The sequence below is a fragment of the Chitinimonas viridis genome (assembly GCF_030409555.1).
In the GTDB taxonomy this organism is placed as follows: Bacteria; Pseudomonadota; Gammaproteobacteria; order Burkholderiales; family Chitinimonadaceae; genus Chitinimonas; species Chitinimonas viridis.
The window spans coordinates 128,052-146,670 of sequence record NZ_JAUFPU010000005.1 but is presented as its reverse complement, the minus strand read 5'-3'; the positions used below and the strand labels follow the sequence as shown (position 1 = coordinate 146,670).

Here is an 18,619-nt window from a genome sequence, read left to right as displayed (position 1 = left end):
CTTGCGGATTGCCGGGCGGGGGCATTTCGGCTAGAATTCGCCCTGAAAATCACGGAATTATCAGAGGGAACGGGATAGGCACGCCTATCCCGTTTTCTTACGTCTAGAGCGCGTAATGCGTCCTGACAACCGCAATTCAGGAGTCGCCGGTGTCCCAACAACGTTCCAAAGCCTTGCTCGCCCTTGCCGATGGCACGCTCTTCCACGGCACGTCCATCGGTGCCGATGGCCATACGGTTGGTGAAGTGGTGTTCAACACCGCGCTGACCGGTTACCAGGAAATCCTTACCGATCCGTCTTATTGCAAGCAGATCGTCACGCTGACCTATCCGCACATTGGGAATGTGGGCGTGAATCGCGAGGATGCGGAATCAAATGGGGTGTTTGCCGCTGGCCTGATCGTGCGCGATCTGCCCTTGCGCGCCTCCAACTTCCGCATGGAAGAGACACTGGACGCTTACCTGCGTCGCAACAACACGGTGGCGATTGCCGATATCGACACCCGCAAGCTGACCCGCATCCTGCGGGAAAAGGGCGCGCAGTCGGGCTGCATCATGGCCGGCGAGGTGGATGCGGATCGTGCGATCGAACTGGCCCGCGGCTTTGGCTCCATGGCCGGGCAGGATCTGGCGCGGGTGGTGAGCTGTACCGAGGCCTATCGTTGGGATACCCGTGAGTGGCAGTTGGGCATGGGCTACGCCGCCCAGGTCAATGCACGCTTTCATGTGGTGGCCTACGATTTCGGCGTCAAGCACAACATCCTGCGCATGCTGGCCGAGCGTGGCTGCAAGCTGACCGTGGTGCCGGCCCAGACCTCGGCCGAGGATGTGCTCAAGCTCAATCCCGATGGCGTGTTCCTCAGCAATGGCCCGGGTGATCCGGAGCCTTGCGACTACGCGATTGCGGCCATCCGTACCTTCCTCGACAAGAAGCTGCCGGTGTTCGGCATCTGCCTGGGTCACCAGTTGCTGGCGCTGGCTGCCGGTGGCAAGACCAGCAAGATGAAGTTTGGCCACCACGGTGCCAACCACCCCGTGCAGGATCTGGATGACCGTCGCGTGCTGATCACCAGCCAGAATCATGGCTTCCAGGCGGATGAGAGCACCCTGCCGGGCAATGTGCGCATCACCCACCGTTCGCTGTTTGACGGCACGGTACAGGGTATCGCCCTGACCGATCGCCCGGCCTTCAGCTTCCAGGGTCACCCCGAAGCCAGCCCAGGTCCGCACGACGTCGCCTACCTGTTCGATCGCTTTACCGCCGCCATGGCGCAACACAAGCAATAAGGACACGCCATGCCCAAGCGTACAGACATCAAATCCATCCTGATCATCGGTGCCGGCCCCATCGTCATCGGCCAGGCTTGCGAATTCGACTATTCCGGTGCTCAGGCCTGCAAGGCCCTGCGCGAAGAAGGTTACAAGGTCATCCTGGTCAACTCCAACCCGGCCACCATCATGACCGACCCGGAGATGGCCGATGTGACCTACATCGAACCCATTACCTGGGAAGTGGTCGCCAAGATCGTCGACAAGGAACGTCCGGATGCCATCCTGCCCACCATGGGCGGCCAGACGGCGCTTAACTGCGCGCTGGACCTGTGGCGCAATGGCGTGCTGGACAAGTACAAGGTCGAGTTGATCGGTGCTACGCCCGAAGCAATCGACAAGGCGGAAGACCGTCAGAAATTCAAGCTGGCCATGGACAAGATCGGCCTGGGCTCGGCCCGTTCCGGTATTGCCCATACGCTGGATGAGGCCTTGGCCGTGCAATCCAAGCTGGGCTTCCCGGCCATTATCCGCCCCAGTTTCACCATGGGCGGTACGGGCGGCGGCATCGCTTACAACATCGAAGAGTTCATCGAGATCTGTACCCGGGGCCTCGATCTTTCTCCTACCCACGAGCTGCTGATCGAAGAGTCGCTGCTGGGCTGGAAAGAGTATGAGATGGAAGTCGTGCGCGACCGCAACGACAACTGCATCATTGTCTGCTCCATCGAGAACTTCGATCCCATGGGTGTGCACACCGGTGACTCCATCACCGTGGCACCGGCCCAGACGCTGACTGACAAGGAATACCAGATCATGCGTAACGCCTCCTTGGCGGTACTGCGTGAAATCGGTGTGGATACCGGTGGCTCCAATGTGCAGTTCTCGGTCAATCCCAAGGATGGCCGGTTGATCGTCATCGAGATGAATCCGCGCGTATCGCGTTCGTCTGCGCTGGCGTCCAAGGCAACGGGCTTCCCCATTGCCAAGGTGGCGGCCAAGCTGGCCGTGGGCTTTACCCTGGATGAGCTCAAGAACGACATTACCGGCGGCCTGACCCCGGCTTCGTTCGAGCCTTCCATCGACTACGTGGTCACCAAGATCCCGCGTTTCGCTTTCGAGAAGTTCCCGCAGGCCAATGATCGCCTGACCACCCAGATGAAGTCGGTGGGTGAGGTGATGGCCATAGGCCGTTCGCTGCAGGAATCCATGCAGAAGGCCTTGCGTGGCCTGGAGACCGGCCTGGCTGGTTTTGACGAGCGCACCACCGACGTGGACAAGCTGGCGGCCGAACTGGGCGCGCCGGGGCCTGAGCGTATTCTCTATGTGGCCGATGCTTTCCGTCTGGGCATGAGCCTGGATGATGTGTTCAGCCATACCAAGATCGACCCCTGGTTCCTGGCGCAGATCGAAGATCTGATCCTGGACGAGAAGGCCTTGGCCCAGCGCAGCCTGGACAGCCTGGATGGCGCCGAACTGCGCCGCCTCAAGCGCAAGGGCTTCTCTGACCGCCGCCTGGCTATCCTGCTGGGTGCCGAAGCGGCTGCCGTGCGTGCACGCCGCCACAGCTTCGGTGTGCGCCCGGTCTACAAGCGGGTGGATACCTGCGCGGCGGAATTTGCGACCAATACAGCCTATATGTACTCGACCTATGAGGAAGAGTGCGAGGCACAGCCTACCAATGCCAAGAAGATCATGGTGTTGGGTGGCGGGCCCAACCGCATCGGCCAGGGTATCGAGTTCGACTATTGCTGCGTGCATGCCGCCCTGGCGCTGCGCGATGATGGTTACGAGACCATCATGGTCAACTGCAACCCGGAAACCGTGTCTACGGATTACGATACCTCCGACCGCCTGTACTTCGAGCCGCTGACGCTGGAAGACGTGCTGGAAATCGTGCATGTGGAAAAGCCGGCCGGCGTGATCGTGCAGTATGGTGGCCAGACGCCGCTGAAGTTGGCGCGGGCGCTGGAGGCCAATGGCGTGCCCATCGTCGGCACCAGCCCGGACATGATAGATGCCGCCGAGGATCGTGAGCGCTTCCAGAAGCTGCTGCACGACCTGGGCCTGAAGCAGCCGCCCAATGCAACGGCCCGCAACGAGAAGGATGCACTGGTGCTGGCCGCCGAGATTGGCTACCCGCTGGTGGTGCGCCCCTCCTATGTGCTGGGTGGCCGTGCCATGCAGATCGTCCATAGCGAGGATGACCTGACGCGCTATATGCGCGAGGCGGTCAAGGTCTCCAACGACAGCCCGGTGTTGCTGGATCGCTTCCTCAACGATGCCATCGAAGTGGATGTGGACGCCATCAGCGACGGCCAGGCCGTGGTGATAGGCGGCATCATGGAGCATATCGAGCAGGCCGGTGTGCACTCAGGCGACTCGGCCTGTTCGCTGCCGCCCTATTCGCTCAGCCAGGAGATGCAGGATGAGCTGCGTCGCCAGACTGTTGCCATGGCGCGTGCCTTGAATGTGATCGGCCTGATGAACGTGCAGTTTGCCATCCAGGGCGAGACGGTTTTTGTGCTGGAAGTGAACCCACGGGCCTCGCGTACCGTGCCTTATGTGTCCAAGGCTACCAGCCGGCCGCTGGCCAAGATTGCTGCTCGTTGCATGGTGGGGCAGACGCTGGAAGCGCAAGGCGTGCATGGCGAGGTGATCCCGCCGTATTATTCGGTCAAGGAAGCCGTCTTCCCCTTCATCAAGTTCCCTGGTGTGGATAGCATACTCGGGCCGGAAATGAAGTCGACCGGCGAAGTCATGGGTGTGGGCGACACTTTCGCGGAAGCCTATGTGAAGTCGCAGCTGGGTGCTGGCGAAAAACTGCCGACCTCGGGCCGGGTATTCCTGTCGGTGCGCGATGCCGACAAGCCGCAGCTGGCAGAGATGGGCCGCATGCTGGTGGATGCCGGGCTGGAGCTGGTGGCGACCCGTGGTACTGCAGCCGTGCTGCATGCTGCCGGTATTCCGGTGCAGGAAGTGAACAAGGTCAAGGAAGGCCGCCCCCATATCGTGGACATGATCAAGAATGGCGAAATTGCCCTGATCGTAAATACGGTTGACGAGCGACGTGCCTCGATTCAGGATTCCTATTCCATACGCTTTGAGGCACTCAAGGGCCGTGTGCCTATCTACACCACGGTGGCAGGTGGCCGTGCTGCGGCCTATGGCATCAAGCACATGCGGGAATGGACGGTCTATTCGGTGCAGGGTCTGCACGAGCGTCTCAAGACGGCCTGACCAGTCTAATTGTTAGCCGGCCGCCGCGCCTGGGCGCGGCGGCTCTGTTTTTGTCCCGATGGCGTTGCCATCGGGTTTGTTTTTAGCACCCGGCCAGAAAGGTGGCCGGCATGGAGAAGCACGAAATGATCAAGGTACCTCTTACCGTTTTGGGCGCGGAATTGCTCCGGGCCGAGTTGCAGCAGCTGAAGAGCGTTGAGCGCCCTTCGGTGATTGCGGCCATTGCTGAAGCCCGTTCGCATGGCGATCTGTCGGAAAACGCCGAGTACGATGCGGCCAAGGAGCGGCAGGGCTTTGTGGAAGGGCGTATTGCCGATCTGGAAGGCAAGCTGTCCAATGCCGTGATCATCAATCCGGCCGAGATTGATGCCGAAGGTCGTATCGTATTTGGTACCACCGTGGATCTGGAAGACCTGGAATCCGGCGACAGCGTGACCTACCAGATCGTGGGTGACGACGAAGCAGATATCAAGCTGGGCAAAATTTCCGTTTCCAGCCCCATCGCCCGTGCACTGATCGGCAAGTCGGCCGGCGATGTGGCCGAGGTGCAGGCGCCTGGCGGTATCCGCGAGTACGAAGTGCTGGACGTGAAGTACATCTGATCCGGCTTGCCGGCTCCCACGAAAGGTAGCGATGCAAACGTTTCCGAATGCGCTGCGCTCCATCCTGACGGTGTTCTGGATAGGTGGGCTGTGGGTCATAGGCCTGCTGGTAGGCCCCTTGCTGTTTCAGCAGCTGGACAACAACCTAGCCTATCGCATGGTGGCGGTAATGTTCCGTGCCATGGCCTGGGTCGGCATCGTGGCAGGTATCTATATCGTTTTCCACATACTGTGGGATGAGGGCCTGCGGGCTTTCCAGACACTGGAGTTCTGGTTGATCCTGGGTATGTTGATACTGACCCTGGTGAATCATTTCGCGGTGTTCCCGGTGATCTCCGAGGTCAAGCCACAGATGCACACCGCCGCTGAGGGCGTGTTCGGCGGAGGCTTTCAGAGCTGGCAAACCATCTCCAGTCTGATCTACCTGATACAGAGCGTGCTGGGGCTTGTCTATGTAACGCGCGGTGCTGTCAAGTAGGGGTTGTCGCATTCTGGCGACGGCATATAGCATAATTTCCAGTTTTTTCTGACGCTATCATCAGTAGGCGCTAATCTACTCCCCTGCATCCGCAAAAATCCAAGCGCGGAGCTATCAGGGGAGTTGTAAGCAATGTCCAGTCCAAATCTGCTGGCGGTATACGCCCGCACGCCTACTGGTGATAGCGAGCTTGCTGCACCAGCCAACGGTCTAAGTATCAACCAGCGCAAGTTCCTGCAGTGGAGCGATGGTCAGTTGTCTGTCGCAGAGATGGCCGAGCGCATGGCTGCCGGCCACTCGGTGGATACCGCCCAGGTTGCCCGTGATATGGAGCGCCTGGAGAAGCTGGGTCTGCTCAAACCCCTGGGATCCGGTATCAATGTGGCAACAGCTGCCCATGCAGCGCCTGCTGCCCCCGGCGGCAAGAAAAAGCTGCCCTGGTGGCTGGCGGGTGCCGGCGCCGTGGCGGTAGTCGGTAGCTTGGTGGCCTTTTCCCAGCAGTCGCCCCAGCCTGTGGCACAGCAGCGTGCCGCCGATGGCACGCCGGTTGCCCAGCTGGCGCCGGAAGAAACCGAACAGCAGATATTGGGTGTGATGCCCAACCCGGCGCGCTGGTTCTCGCCTGGCCCCAAGCCGGCGCCAGAAGAGATCAAGCCGACCGCATTGCCGGTCAAACCCGTCGAACCCAAGCTGGCTGTAGCACCGCTGCCCAAGCCTGTGGCGCTGCAGCCCGTTGCCGCTGCCCCGCAGGCCACGCCGACCGCTGCTGCTGTCCCTCCGGTAGCGCCTGCACCGGTGCCACTGGCTGTAGACCCTACGCCCAAGGCTGAACCCGCACCATCGGTGCAGGTGGCAAGTGCCCAGCCCATGCTGGCCAAGCCAGAGCCGCCTGCGCCTAACCGCAAGCCTATCTACCGTGAGCAGCCGGAGTTTCCGGTTGAGGCGGCACGAAATGGCGTGGACGGTGGCAGTGTCAGGGCGCGTATGACCATCAATGAATCGGGCAAGGTGGTGAAGGTCGATATCCTGGATGCCAAGCCACGCCGGGTTTTTGATCGTGCCGTGGTGGCTGCGCTAAGTAAGTGGAAGTTCCAGCAGGCTGCTGCTGGCTTTACGGTGGATACGGACGTGGTGTTCAAGCAGGACTGATTGCCGCCCGGCGCTTTGCGCCAGCGCCAAAACAAGAAGCCGGCGTAAGCCGGCTTCTTGTTTATAAGCCCTAGTGCGACAGACCTACTTGGCCTTGATCCGGGTAGCAGGCTTACCTTTGCTGTTAGCCATCTTGCCAGCGCGGCCGGTAGCCACCGTAGGCTTGGCCGCCGCCTTTTTGCTGGCGGTTTCCAGCGCTTTGGCGCTGGGTTGCTTCTGGCCGGGCTTGGGCAGCTGAATCTTTGGTTTGCCATCCTGAGTAGGGCGGTACAATACCAATAGTTTGCCGATGTGTTGCACGGGGGCACAGCCCAGCACCGAGCATATCTCGGCATACCAGGTCTCGCGTGCTTCGCGATCGTCACCCTGTACGCGAACCTTGATCAGTTCATGGGCGTCGAGGTTGAGCGCGATTTCACGCATGACTGCATCGGTCAGGCCATTATTGCCTATCATCACTACCGGATTAAGGCCGTGGGCTTGAGCGCGCAGGTACAGGCGCTCGTCTCTGCTCAGTTCCATTCATGTAACTCCGCGAAAAAGCGACGAATTCTAGCTGAATCCTCTCCGGAACGTAGCGACTATTAGATAGCGTGGCAAGAAGATTCCGGGATGTTTCAATAATAGGCAGCAAAGTTTATGACAAGAAGCAAAACCAGCAAGGCGTGGTTGCAGGAACACGTCAACGATCAATATGTGCAAAGGGCACAGAAGGATGGCTATCGTGCGCGGGCTGCCTACAAGCTGCTGGAGATAGATGAGAAGGACAAGCTGCTCAAGCCCGGCCTGTGGGTGGCGGACCTGGGTGCGGCCCCAGGCAGCTGGTCGCAGGTGGCCCGCCGGCGCATGGGTGACCATGGTCGCGTGTTTGCGCTGGATATCCTGCCCATGGATCCCTTGCATGGGGTGGAATTCATCCAGGGGGATTTTCGCGAGGATGCGGTGCTGAAGCAGTTCACCGAATTGCTGGGCGGTCGTCTGGTAGACCTTGTGATCTGCGATATCGCCCCCAATATGAGCGGTATGGCGGTGACGGACCAAGCCCGCAGTTTCTATCTTTGTGAGCTGGCATTGGAATTTTGCCGCGATTGGTTGAAACCCGGCGGCCATTTTCTGGTCAAGACCTTCCAGGGCTCGGGTTACACCGAGTACATGCAAGCCATGCGCGCTACCTTCCAGACGGTGGTAACGCGCAAGCCGGACGCCTCGCGCGACCGTTCTACAGAAATCTACCTGTTGGGTAGGGGAAAAAAGCCCTGACGGGCTGGTCCCTTGCCGATAGAATCCGTATGTAATGATGGCCGCTGCCGGCGTGGCCGTTTCGAAACCGCCGGTAATTAGGAGCGTCCCGTGAATAATCTGGGCAAGAATATCGCAATCTGGGTGATCATCGGTCTGGTGCTGATGACTGTGTTCAACCAGTTCTCCAAGGGCCAGGAACAGAAAACCCAGGTCCCTTACTCGCAGTTCATGAGCGAGGTGCAGGAAGGCCGCATTGCCAGCATCGAGATCGAGGGCGATCTGCTGCGTGGTCAGTGGATACGTGGCAAGCGCAATGATGGCACCAGTTTCTCCAGCTTTGCGCCGTTTGATTTCCGCCTGGTCGACACCCTGATCAAGCACAACGTCAAGTTCGGCGGTAAGCCGCAGGATGAGCCCAGCCTGCTGATGAGCATCTTCATCAACTGGTTCCCCATGCTGCTGTTGATCGGTGTCTGGATATTCTTCATGCGCCAGATGCAGGGCGGCGGCAAGGGTGGTGCTTTCAGCTTCGGCAAGAGCCGTGCCCGTATGCTGGATGAAACCAACAACCCCATCACTTTCGCCGATGTGGCCGGTTGCGATGAAGCCAAGGAGGAAGTCACCGAGATCGTCGACTTCCTGCGCGACCCCAGCAAGTTCCAGAAGCTGGGTGGCCGTATTCCCCGCGGCATCCTGATGGTGGGCTCGCCCGGTACGGGTAAGACCCTGCTGGCGCGCGCCATTGCTGGCGAAGCCAAGGTGCCGTTCTTCAGCATCTCCGGTTCGGATTTTGTGGAAATGTTTGTCGGCGTTGGTGCCGCCCGTGTCCGTGACATGTTTGAGAACGCCAAGAAGAACGCTCCCTGCATCATCTTCATTGATGAAATCGATGCGGTTGGCCGCCAGCGCGGCGCGGGTCTCGGCGGTGGCAATGACGAGCGTGAGCAGACACTCAATCAGATGCTGGTGGAGATGGATGGCTTTGAAGGCAATTCCGGCGTGATCGTGATCGCTGCGACCAACCGGCCTGACGTGTTGGACCCGGCGCTGCTGCGCCCTGGTCGCTTCGACCGTCAGGTGGTGGTACCGCTGCCTGATATCCGTGGCCGTGAACAGATACTGGCCGTGCATATGCGCAAGGTGCCCATCGCCAGCGATGTGGATGCTGCTGTGCTGGCCCGTGGCACTCCAGGCATGTCGGGCGCCGATCTGGCCAACCTGGTGAACGAGGCGGCATTGTTTGCTGCCCGTGGCAACAAGCGCCTGGTTGACATGAATGATTTCGAGCAGGCCAAGGACAAGATTTTTATGGGGCCGGAGCGCCGCTCCATGGTGATGACCGAGGACGAGAAGCGGGCCACGGCCTACCATGAGTCGGGCCATGCGGTGGTCGCCAAGCTGCTGCCGGGCACCGACCCGGTACACAAGGTCACCATCGTGCCGCGTGGCCGCGCCCTGGGTCTGACCTGGCAGTTGCCCGAGCGCGATGCCATCTCGCTCTACAAGGATCAGATGCTGAGCCGCCTGGCTATTCTGTTTGGTGGCCGTATCGCCGAGGACCTGTTCGTGGGCCGTATCTCCACGGGGGCGTCCAACGACTTTGAGCGTGCCACCAGCATTGCCCGCGATATGGTTACCCGCTATGGCATGTCGGACAAGCTGGGCCCCATGGTTTATGGCGAAAACGAGGGCGAGGTGTTCCTCGGCCGCTCGGTGACCACCCACAAGAATCTGTCGGAAACCACCATGCAGCAGGTGGATTCGGAAATCCGCCGTATCATCGACGAGCAGTACGCGCTGGCACAGCGCCTGCTGGAAGAAAATCGCGACAAGGTTGAGGCCATGACGGCCGCTCTGATGGAGTGGGAGACCGTTGATGCCGAGCAGGTGGAGGACATCATGCAGGGCAGGCCGCCGCGTCCTCCCCGGCCTTCGGCGGGCAGCAAGCCGCCAGCAGGTGACAGCCCTAGCGGTTCGGCCCCCCAGCCAACCACGACGCCCGCACAGGAACTCTAACACCAAGCAAATACAGCAGCGGGCATGTCCCGCTGTTGTGCTTTCTGCCATGTCCACACTGCTCCACGCCGGACGTTTCCGGCTTACCCTCAATCGGCCCTTGGTCATGGGCATCGTCAACGTGACGCCGGATTCCTTTTCGGATGGCGGACGCTACGATGCCTTGCCTGCCGCCCTGGCGCACGCCCGGCAATTGCTGGATGAGGGGGCGGATATCCTGGATATCGGTGGCGAATCCACCCGCCCAGGTGCGCCCCAGGTTGGTGTGGAGGCGGAGCTTGCGCGGGTGCTGCCGGTTTTGCACGAGCTGGTGCAATGGCAGGTGCCCCTGTCCATCGATACCCGCAAGACCGAGGTGATGCGCGCTGCGCTGGCGCTGGGGGTGGATATGGTCAACGATATTGCTGCGCTGGAGGCACCCGGTGCGCTGGCAGCAGTGGCCGACAGTGCGGCTGCAGTCTGCTTGATGCACAAGCAGGGCGAGCCGCAAAGCATGCAGGCCGAGCCGCAATACCAGGATGTGGTGCAGGAAGTCAGCGACTACCTGCGTCAGCGCAGGGCGTTGGCGCTGGCAGCTGGCATGGCGCCCGAGCGCATCGTGCTGGACCCCGGCTTTGGCTTTGGCAAGACGCTGGACCACAATATCGCGCTGTTCCAGGCCTTGCCCACACTGGTGGGGCTAGGTAGCCCGCTGTTGGTGGGGGTGTCGCGCAAGTCCATGCTGGGCAGGCTGTTGGATGACAGGCCGGCTGCACAACGCGATGCGGCCAGTGTTGCGGCGGCGCTGCTGGCTGCCCAGGCTGGGGCAGGTGTCTTGCGGGTACACGCGGTACGCGATACGGTGGATGCGCTAACAATAGCGGTGGCGCTGGCACCCAACCCAGGCGCCCAACCATAAACCATGCCATGGCGAACATGGCGGACCAAAGCAGGGAGTGAGCATGAGCAGGAAATACTTCGGCACGGATGGTGTGCGTGGCCGCGTGGGTGACTACCCGATTACCCCGGACTTTGCCATGCGGCTGGGCTATGCAGCCGGCAAGGTGCTGTCTGCCCGCCGGGGCGGTGGTATCCATGCTGCGGTGCTGATAGGCAAGGACACCCGGATATCGGGCTATATGCTGGAGTCTGCGCTGCAGGCTGGCTTGTCGGCTGCCGGCGTGGATGTACACCTGACGGGGCCGTTGACTACCCCGGGCGTCGCTTACCTGACTCGTGCCCTGCGCCTTTCGGCCGGCGTGGTGATCTCGGCCTCGCACAACCCCTTTGAGGACAATGGGATCAAGTTCTTTGGCGAAGGCGGGCTCAAGCTCGACGATGCCGTGGAGCTGGAGATCGAGGCTGAGCTGGACAGGCCGCTCAACTGCGTGGCGGCTGACCAGTTGGGCAAGGCGTGGCGGGTAGTGGATGCGGCGGGTCGCTACATTGAATTCTGCAAGAGCACCTTCCCCAATGAGTACGACCTGCGCGGAGTCAGGATCGTGGTCGATTGCGCCCATGGCGCGGGCTACCAGATTGCGCCGCATGTGTTTGATGAGTTGGGCGCGGATGTCATTGCCATGGGCAACCAGCCTAATGGCCTCAACATCAACGAGGGCGTGGGGGCTACCGAGCCAGAGGCCATGCGCCAGCGGGTGCTGGCCGAGAAAGCCGATTTCGGCATTGCCCTGGATGGTGACGGCGACCGCCTGATGATGGCCGACAGCGAGGGGCGCCTCTACGACGGCGACCAACTGCTTTATGTGATGGCGCGCTTCCGCCAGGAGCAGCAGCTGCTGCAGGGTGGGGCAGTCGGGACGCTGATGTCCAACCTGGGGCTGGAGCATGCACTGGCAAGGCTGGATATCCCGTTTGCCCGGGCCAAGGTGGGTGACCGCTATGTGCTGGAGGTGTTGAAGGAAAAAGGCTGGCAACTGGGTGGTGAGAATTCCGGCCACCTGCTGTGCCTGGACAAGCACAGCACTGGGGACGGCATAGTTTCTGCCCTGCAGGTGTTGGCTGCCGTGCGACTGTCGGGCCGCAGCCTGGCGGAGTTCTGCGCCGATCTGACGATCTATCCGCAGATACTGCGCAATGTGAAGATACAAAAAGGCTTTGATTTCCGCGACAGCCTTACCATACAGGCTGCCCTGGTCGAGGCCGAATGCGAGTTGTCGGGTCGGGGCAGGGTGTTGCTGCGCCCTTCGGGTACCGAGCCGGTGCTACGAGTGATGGTGGAGGCTGATGATATGGCGCTGACCGAGCGCTGGGCTGAACGCTTGTCTGAAGTGGTGGCACAGGCTGCCTTGTAGTTGGGCGCGCGATAGCTAAAGCAAAAGGCGACGGTTGCAACCGTCGCCTTTTGCTTGCCAGGAAGGCGCAGAGGCGCCCTCTGTGGCATATGGCCTAGCCGAACTTGCCGGTGATGTAGTCTTCTGTTTCCTTACGCGCCGGCTTGGTGAATATCTGGTCGGTTCCGCCCACTTCGACCAGCTCGCCCAGGTACATATAGGCGGTGATATCCGAGACCCGAGCGGCCTGCTGCATATTGTGCGTCACCATGGCGATGGTGTAGTCCTGCTTGAGCTCGTGCACCAGCTCCTCGATATGGGCGGTGGAGATGGGGTCCAGCGCCGAGGTGGGCTCATCCAGCAACAGCACTTCGGGCTTCACGGCCACGGCGCGAGCGATACAGAGGCGCTGCTGCTGACCGCCGGACAGGCCCAGTCCCGATTGCCGCAGTTTGTCCTTGACCTCATTCCACAGCGCAGCCTTTTGCAGCGCCCATTCCACTCGGTCGTCCATCTCGGCGCGGCTCAGCTTCTCGTAGAGCTTCACGCCAAAGGCGATGTTGTCGTAAATGGACATGGGGAAGGGGGTGGGCTTCTGGAACACCATGCCGACCTTGGCGCGCAACATGTTCAGGTCGGTCTGGCTGTTCAGCACATTCTCGCCATTCAGCAGGATTTCCCCCTCGGCGCGGAGCTTGGGGTAGAGATCGTACATGCGATTGAAGGTGCGCAGCAGGGTTGACTTGCCGCAGCCGGAAGGGCCGATGAAGGCGGTGACTTTTTTCTCGGGGATGTCGAGATGGATGTTCTTCAGCGCATGGAAGTTGCCGTAGTAGAAGTTCAAGCTACGGACAGCCAGTTTGGGCGTGGAGGAGGTCGCGGTCATGGTGTTGGACTTTCTTGCAATGTCATCAATCGGCCGGCTTAGGCTTGGTCTTTCTTGAGCAGCACGCGGGCAATAATATTGAGCGCCAGTACCGCCAGGGTCACGATCAGGGCAGCGGCCCAGGCCAGCTTGATCCAGTTGTCGTGCGGGCTCATGGCAAAGCGGAAGATCACCACCGGCAGGTTGGCCATGGGCGCGTTCATGTCGGCGCTAAAGAACTGGTTGTTGAGCGCGGTGAACAGCAGCGGCGCGGTCTCGCCAGAGATACGCGACACCGCGAGCAGGATGCCGGTGAGCACGCCGGCCTTGGAAGCGCGCAGGGTGACGGCAGTCACCACCTTCCAGCGCGGTGCGCCCAAGGCATAGGCGGCCTCGCGCATGCTGTGGGGAACCAGTCGCAACATGTTTTCGGTGGTGCGCAGTACCACGGGTATCACCAGCAGGGCTAGTGCAAAGCTGCCAGCCCAGGCGGAGAAGTGGCCCACATGCTGCACATAGGCAATCCACACAAACAGACCGATCACGATGGATGGGGCTGACAGCAGGATATCGTTGATGAAGCGCGCTGTCGGGGCCAGCCAGCCACGCTGGCCGTACTCGGCCAGGTAGATGCCAGCCATGATGCCTATCGGTGTGCCGATGGCGGTGCCGCCGGCTGCCATCATTAGGCTGCCGAAGATGGCATTGCGCAGGCCGCCACCTTCGCTATCCGGTGCTGGGGTATCGTGGAGGAATACGTCCAGGTTGATGGCGGACAAGCCATTGCTGAACAGGGTAAAGAGTATCCACGACAGCCAGAACAGACCGAACAGCATGGTCAGGGTGGACATGGTGAGATTGAAGCCGTTGATGAGGCGACGGCGCAGGTAGAGTGACTGGTTCATATCTAGTATCCCCTTGCTCAGCTATGGCTGCCATCGCCCTTTTGCAGGCGCAGCAACAGCAGTTTGGAGCAGGACAGCACCACGAAGGTGATGAGGAAGAGAATCAGGCCCATCTCGATCAGGGCGCCGTAATGGAGTGCAGCGCTTGCCTCGGCGAACTCGTTGGCCAAGATGGAGGCGATGGAGTTGCCGGGGTGGAATAGCGACTCGATGGCGTCGTAGGAGTTGCCGATGACGAAGGTGACGGCCATGGTTTCGCCTAGCGCGCGCCCTAAGCCCAGCATGATGCCGCCGATGACGCCGCTACGGGTGTAGGGCAACACCACGTTCCACACTACCTCCCAAGTCGTGGCGCCCAGGCCATATGCCGATTCCTTCAGCATGGCGGGGACGATCTCGAACACGTCGCGCATTACCGAGGCAATGTAGGGAATGATCATGATGGCGAGGATCAGGCCGGCGGTGAACATGCCTATGCCGAACGGTGGGCCGTCAAACAGCTTGCCAATAAGCGGAATACCGGACGTGGCTTCGGTCAGCCAAGGCTGGATGGGCGGGATGGTGAACAGCACGTTCTCGCCCAGCTTGATGGGCAGGCCATCCATCAGGATGGGGGCGACGACGAAGAGGCCCCAGATGCCGTAGATGATGGAGGGGATGCCCGCCAGCAGTTCGATGGCGATGCCCAGTGGGCGGCGCAGCCAGGCAGGCGCCAGCTCGGTCAGGAACAGGGCAATGCCGAAGCTCACCGGCACGGCGATCAGCAGCGCGATGAAGGAGGTGATCAGGGTGCCCTGGATGGGCCGCCAGGCACCAAACTCCTCGGCAACTGGATCCCAGGACGAGGAAAAGATGAACTTATAGCCGAAGTGGGTAATGGAATCCCAACTGCCATGCACCAGCGACAATATGATGCCGGTCAGCAGCGCCAGGACCAGGAAGGCTGCGCCACGGGTCAGATTGAAAAATACGGCATCAGCCAGTTGGAAGCGCGGTGGTCGGGCTTTTTCGGGCATGGGCTTCTCGCGTTGTTACGAACAAAGCGGCAGGCATTGATGAACTTCATCAATCCCTGCCGTGGCTTGCGATTCCGCACCCAGGGATGCGGAAAGGGCGCTGAGTTTACTTCAGAACGATGGTTCCGGCTGTGTCGGTCATCTGCTTCCAGGAAGCCTTGATCTGGGCAACGACTTCATCCGGCATGGGGATGTAGTCCAGATCCAGGGCCATCTTGTCGGCTTCCGCGCTATAGGCCCAGTCAAAGAACTTCAGCACTTCCTGGGCGTTGGCAACCTTGTCCTGTTTCTTGTGCATCAGCACAAAGGTGGCGCCGACGATGGGCCAGGAATTCTTGCCGGGCTCATTGGTGAGGATTTCGTAGAAGCCAGGGGCGTTCTTCCAGTCGGCATAGGCGGCGGCCGCCTTGAACGACTCTTCGCTCGGGTGCACGTAGGCGCCATCCTTGTTCTGGAGCGCGACGTGGCTCAGCTTGTTCTTCTTGGCATAGGCGTATTCCACATAACCTATGGCACCCTTGAGGCGCTGAACGTAGGCCGCAACCCCTTCATTGCCCTTGCCACCGATACCGGCGGGCCAGGCCACTGCCGTGCCTTCGCCGACCTTGGATTTCCACTCAGGGCTGACCTTGGACAGGTAGTTGGTGAAGATGAAGGTGGTGCCCGAACCATCTGCGCGGCGGACAATGTTGATCGCCAGGGCTGGCAGGGTGACACCCTTGTTCAAGGCAGCGATGGCGGGGTCGTTCCAGGACTTGATCTTGCCCAGGTAGATATCTGCCAATACGGCTGGGGTCAGCTTGACCTGGCCGGCGGCAACGCCGGGCAGGTTGTAAACCGGCACTACGCCGCCCATGACAGTGGGGAACTGCTGCAGGCCGTGCTTGCTCAGCTCTTCGGGCTTCATCGGGGCGTCGGAGGCGCCAAAATCAACGGTCTTGGCCTGTATCTGCTTGATGCCGCCGCCCGAGCCGATGGACTGGTAGTTGAGGCCGTTGCCGGTCTTCTGCTTATAGACCTCGGCCCACTTGGAGTACAGTGGATACGGGAAGCTGGCACCGGCACCGGTGATGTCGGCAGCGTGGGCAACACCCAGGCTCATGATGGCGATGGCGACCATTTTGCGGCCAAGGGACTGGTACATGGTGACTCTCCGTTTGATTTGACTGTTCCGATAGTGCGGTAACTCGCGAAGCCGGCGGCTGGTAAGGCCCTGCGCTACTGCCTAGGCTCTGCAAACGGAAGTGATGATAATCATCGTATATTTCAGCCACATTACAACTTTTGCGGCGAGTTGCTCGATGTCGCGCCGGTTTGACGCGCTGCCGGGCGACCCTGTAGAATGCGCGGCCTTTGCTGGGTGTGGATAGGTACCGATGATGCGCAAGCAGGTGGTCGGCAACTGGAAGATGAATGGCTCGGCTGCTGTGATGGGCGAGGTCCTTGATCAGTTGTCTGTGGAGCGCTTTTCCGCCGACGTGTCGGTTTGCGTGCCGGCGCCTTATCTGTCCGCTGCGGTGGATAGGTTGGCCGCATCGCCCATCAGGGTGGGGGCGCAGAATGTCAGTGAGTATGGTGATGGTGCCTACACTGGCGAGGTGTCTGCCCGCATGCTCAAGGATGTGGGCTGCAGTCTGGCGATTGTGGGTCACTCGGAGCGCCGCCGGTATTTTGCCGAGACAGATGCTGCGGTGATTACCAAGCTGGCGCGACTGCTGGAGGTGGGTCTGTTTGGCGTATTCTGCGTGGGTGAGACCCTGGCGGAGCGCGATTCGGGCGGGGCTGAGGCAAGAATAGAATCGCAACTCGCGCAGCTGCATACGCTGATGGCGCGGGGGGCGGGTGCGGAGCGGTTTTGTGTGGCTTACGAGCCGGTCTGGGCAATAGGTACGGGGCGCGCTGCTTCGAATGAGCAGATATCGTCCATGCATGAGTTTATCAAGCGCTGCCTTGGTCCCGCGTATGCGGTGCTTTATGGTGGCAGTGTCAAGGCGAGCAATGCTGCCGACATCATGGCTCTGACGGCTGTGGATGGTGTGTTGGTGGGTGGTGCTTCGCTGGATGCAAGAGAATTCGGCGCGATATGTCGCGCTGCGGGTTGAGAGGGTATGGAAGACTTACATTTGTGGAAAAGCCTGATCCAAGTTGTCAACTTGTTGGCGGCTGTGGGCGTTATCGTGCTGGTGCTGTTGCAGCAGGGTAAGGGTGCTGATGCGGGTGCGGCTTTTGGTACTGGCTCTGCGGGTAGTTTGTTTGGTTCCAGTGGTTCGGCAAATTTCCTGAGTAGGGCCACCAAATACTGTGCTATAATCTTCTTCGCTTCTTTGATTGGTTTGGTTCTTATCGAATCCAGGCCAATGGGTAAGGCGGATGCGGGCGTGATGTCGACTGTGGTGGGTGATAAGCCTGCTGCCGACAAGCAGGCTGCACCGGTTGCTCCAGCGCAAGACAGCAAGCAGGGTGGTATCCCGAACTGATTGTTGTTCAAAAAAGCTGTTCAAAAATTTGGTCCGCTGCCGACATGGTGAAATTGGTAGACACGCTATCTTGAGGGGGTAGTGGCGCAAGCTGTGTGAGTTCGAGTCTCACTGTCGGCACCAAATTCAAAAATCCATGGTTAACCGTCTATTGTGGTTGCCATGGTGTCAATGGAAGCTAGACTTCCATCACGTCTAATAAACTTGTAAACCGTACCTGGGAGCTTCCATGCTCGAGAACTACTTCCCGGTCCTGCTATTCATGGTGGTGGGTCTGCTGGTTGGTGTTGCCCCTATGGCGCTGGGCAAGGTGGTTGGCCTGCTGCTGGGCACCAATCGTCCTGACTCGGAAAAGCTCTCTCCCTACGAATGCGGCTTTGAGGCGTTCGAGGATGCGCGCATGCAGTTTGATGTGCGTTACTACCTCGTGGCCATCCTGTTTATCCTGTTTGATCTTGAAGTGGCCTTCCTGCTGCCATGGGCGGCTGTCATCAAGGAAATCGGTTTTCCCGGCTTCCTGGCGATGATGGTATTCCTCGGCATTCTGGTGGTTGGCTTCATCTATGAGTGGATGAAAGGTGCGCTGGAATGGGAGTAGCCGAGAATCCCGTCACCCAGGGGGTGATGGAAAAGGGCTTCGTGACGACCACGGTGGATACGGTGGTCAATTGGACGCGTACCGGCTCGCTCTGGCCCATGACCTTTGGTCTGGCCTGTTGCGCGGTTGAGATGATGCATGCGGGCGCCGCTCGTTATGACCTTGACCGTTTTGGCATCGTGTTCCGGCCCAGTCCACGTCAGTCCGATCTGATGATTGTTGCGGGCACCCTTTGCAACAAGATGGCACCCGCTTTGCGTAAGGTGTACGACCAGATGCCAGAGCCCCGCTGGGTGCTCTCCATGGGATCGTGCGCCAACGGTGGTGGCTATTATCACTATTCCTATTCCGTGGTGCGTGGTTGCGATCGCATAGTGCCGGTCGATGTCTACGTGCCGGGCTGTCCGCCGACGGCTGAGGCCCTGCTTTATGGCCTGATACAGCTCCAGAACAAGATCAAGCGCACCAATACCATCGCGCGTTAACCAAGATA

General features: G+C 60.2%; 18 protein-coding genes and 1 tRNA gene. 14 read left to right on the top strand and 5 right to left on the bottom strand.

From position 1 onward, the window contains the following. Positions 1-149: 149 nt before the first annotated feature. The 5 genes from carA (at position 150) to QWZ03_RS07585 (ending at position 6,737) form a co-directional block, all read left to right on the top strand. A complete protein-coding gene (gene carA / locus QWZ03_RS07605) occupies positions 150-1,286 on the top strand; it encodes a glutamine-hydrolyzing carbamoyl-phosphate synthase small subunit (RefSeq protein WP_290332157.1) in 1,137 nt (378 codons plus the stop codon). A 9-nt stretch (positions 1,287-1,295) separates the two neighbouring features. Continuing rightward, positions 1,296-4,508: a carbamoyl-phosphate synthase large subunit gene (gene carB / locus QWZ03_RS07600; RefSeq protein ID WP_284194713.1), complete on the top strand. Its 3,213-nt coding sequence runs from the start codon at positions 1,296-1,298 to the stop codon at positions 4,506-4,508. A gap of 125 nt (positions 4,509-4,633) precedes the next feature. Beyond that, complete coding sequence (gene greA / locus QWZ03_RS07595) at positions 4,634-5,110, top strand: transcription elongation factor GreA (RefSeq protein ID WP_290332232.1); 477 nt, start codon at positions 4,634-4,636, stop codon at positions 5,108-5,110. A gap of 31 nt (positions 5,111-5,141) precedes the next feature. Then, complete coding sequence (locus QWZ03_RS07590) at positions 5,142-5,588, top strand: DUF4149 domain-containing protein (protein ID WP_284194711.1); 447 nt, start codon at positions 5,142-5,144, stop codon at positions 5,586-5,588. A 132-nt stretch (positions 5,589-5,720) separates the two neighbouring features. Continuing rightward, a complete protein-coding gene (locus tag QWZ03_RS07585; RefSeq protein ID WP_290332156.1) occupies positions 5,721-6,737 on the top strand; it encodes a TonB family protein in 1,017 nt (338 codons plus the stop codon). Positions 6,738-6,821: 84 nt separating this feature from the next. Here the strand turns inward: QWZ03_RS07585 and QWZ03_RS07580 are convergent, their stop codons facing one another. Further along, positions 6,822-7,259: a YhbY family RNA-binding protein gene (locus tag QWZ03_RS07580; protein ID WP_284194709.1), complete on the bottom strand. Its 438-nt coding sequence runs from the start codon at positions 7,257-7,259 to the stop codon at positions 6,822-6,824. Positions 7,260-7,376: 117 nt separating this feature from the next. Here QWZ03_RS07580 and rlmE point away from each other — a divergent pair, with 117 nt between their 5' ends. The 4 genes from rlmE to glmM all read left to right on the top strand — a co-directional run bounded on the left by rlmE (position 7,377) and on the right by glmM (position 12,286). Next, a complete protein-coding gene (gene rlmE / locus QWZ03_RS07575; protein ID WP_284194708.1) occupies positions 7,377-7,997 on the top strand; it encodes a 23S rRNA (uridine(2552)-2'-O)-methyltransferase RlmE in 621 nt (206 codons plus the stop codon). Between the two features lie 90 nt (positions 7,998-8,087). Continuing rightward, positions 8,088-9,995, top strand: coding sequence for an ATP-dependent zinc metalloprotease FtsH (gene ftsH / locus QWZ03_RS07570; protein ID WP_290332155.1), 1,908 nt, complete (start codon positions 8,088-8,090; stop codon positions 9,993-9,995). Between the two features lie 49 nt (positions 9,996-10,044). Next, positions 10,045-10,893 carry a dihydropteroate synthase gene (gene folP, locus QWZ03_RS07565; protein WP_290332154.1) on the top strand — a complete coding sequence of 283 codons (849 nt, stop codon included), beginning with the start codon at positions 10,045-10,047 and terminating at the stop codon, positions 10,891-10,893. A gap of 43 nt (positions 10,894-10,936) precedes the next feature. Further along, positions 10,937-12,286, top strand: coding sequence for a phosphoglucosamine mutase (gene glmM, locus QWZ03_RS07560; RefSeq protein WP_290332153.1), 1,350 nt, complete (start codon positions 10,937-10,939; stop codon positions 12,284-12,286). Positions 12,287-12,380: 94 nt separating this feature from the next. Here the strand turns inward: glmM and pstB are convergent, their stop codons facing one another. The 4 genes from pstB to pstS all read right to left on the bottom strand — a co-directional run bounded on the left by pstB (position 12,381) and on the right by pstS (position 16,195). Then, entirely contained in the window at positions 12,381-13,151 is a 771-nt protein-coding gene (pstB, locus tag QWZ03_RS07555; RefSeq protein WP_284194705.1) for a phosphate ABC transporter ATP-binding protein PstB, read from the bottom strand. 38 nt (positions 13,152-13,189) lie between these two features. Further along, on the bottom strand, positions 13,190-14,035 hold the full coding sequence (gene pstA / locus QWZ03_RS07550; RefSeq protein WP_284194704.1) for a phosphate ABC transporter permease PstA: 846 nt from the start codon (positions 14,033-14,035) through the stop codon (positions 13,190-13,192). A gap of 17 nt (positions 14,036-14,052) precedes the next feature. Continuing rightward, a complete protein-coding gene (gene pstC / locus QWZ03_RS07545) occupies positions 14,053-15,051 on the bottom strand; it encodes a phosphate ABC transporter permease subunit PstC (RefSeq protein ID WP_290332152.1) in 999 nt (332 codons plus the stop codon). Positions 15,052-15,157: 106 nt separating this feature from the next. Next, positions 15,158-16,195, bottom strand: coding sequence for a phosphate ABC transporter substrate-binding protein PstS (gene pstS / locus QWZ03_RS07540; protein ID WP_284194702.1), 1,038 nt, complete (start codon positions 16,193-16,195; stop codon positions 15,158-15,160). 232 nt (positions 16,196-16,427) lie between these two features. On the opposite strand from pstS, the gene tpiA reads away from it, so the two are divergent. From tpiA to QWZ03_RS07515, 5 genes are all read left to right on the top strand, one after another. Then, complete coding sequence (gene tpiA, locus QWZ03_RS07535) at positions 16,428-17,153, top strand: triose-phosphate isomerase (RefSeq protein WP_290332151.1); 726 nt, start codon at positions 16,428-16,430, stop codon at positions 17,151-17,153. A 6-nt stretch (positions 17,154-17,159) separates the two neighbouring features. Continuing rightward, positions 17,160-17,528, top strand: coding sequence for a preprotein translocase subunit SecG (gene secG, locus QWZ03_RS07530; RefSeq protein WP_290332150.1), 369 nt, complete (start codon positions 17,160-17,162; stop codon positions 17,526-17,528). Between the two features lie 38 nt (positions 17,529-17,566). Beyond that, positions 17,567-17,651: transfer RNA gene (locus tag QWZ03_RS07525), tRNA-Leu, on the top strand. A gap of 106 nt (positions 17,652-17,757) precedes the next feature. Beyond that, positions 17,758-18,126, top strand: a complete 369-nt coding sequence (locus QWZ03_RS07520; RefSeq protein ID WP_284194699.1) for an NADH-quinone oxidoreductase subunit A — start codon at positions 17,758-17,760, stop codon at positions 18,124-18,126. Beyond that, on the top strand, positions 18,117-18,611 hold the full coding sequence (locus QWZ03_RS07515; protein ID WP_284194698.1) for a NuoB/complex I 20 kDa subunit family protein: 495 nt from the start codon (positions 18,117-18,119) through the stop codon (positions 18,609-18,611). Before QWZ03_RS07520 ends, QWZ03_RS07515 begins: the two co-directional genes overlap by 10 nt. The last annotated feature ends 8 nt before the right edge of the window (positions 18,612-18,619 follow it).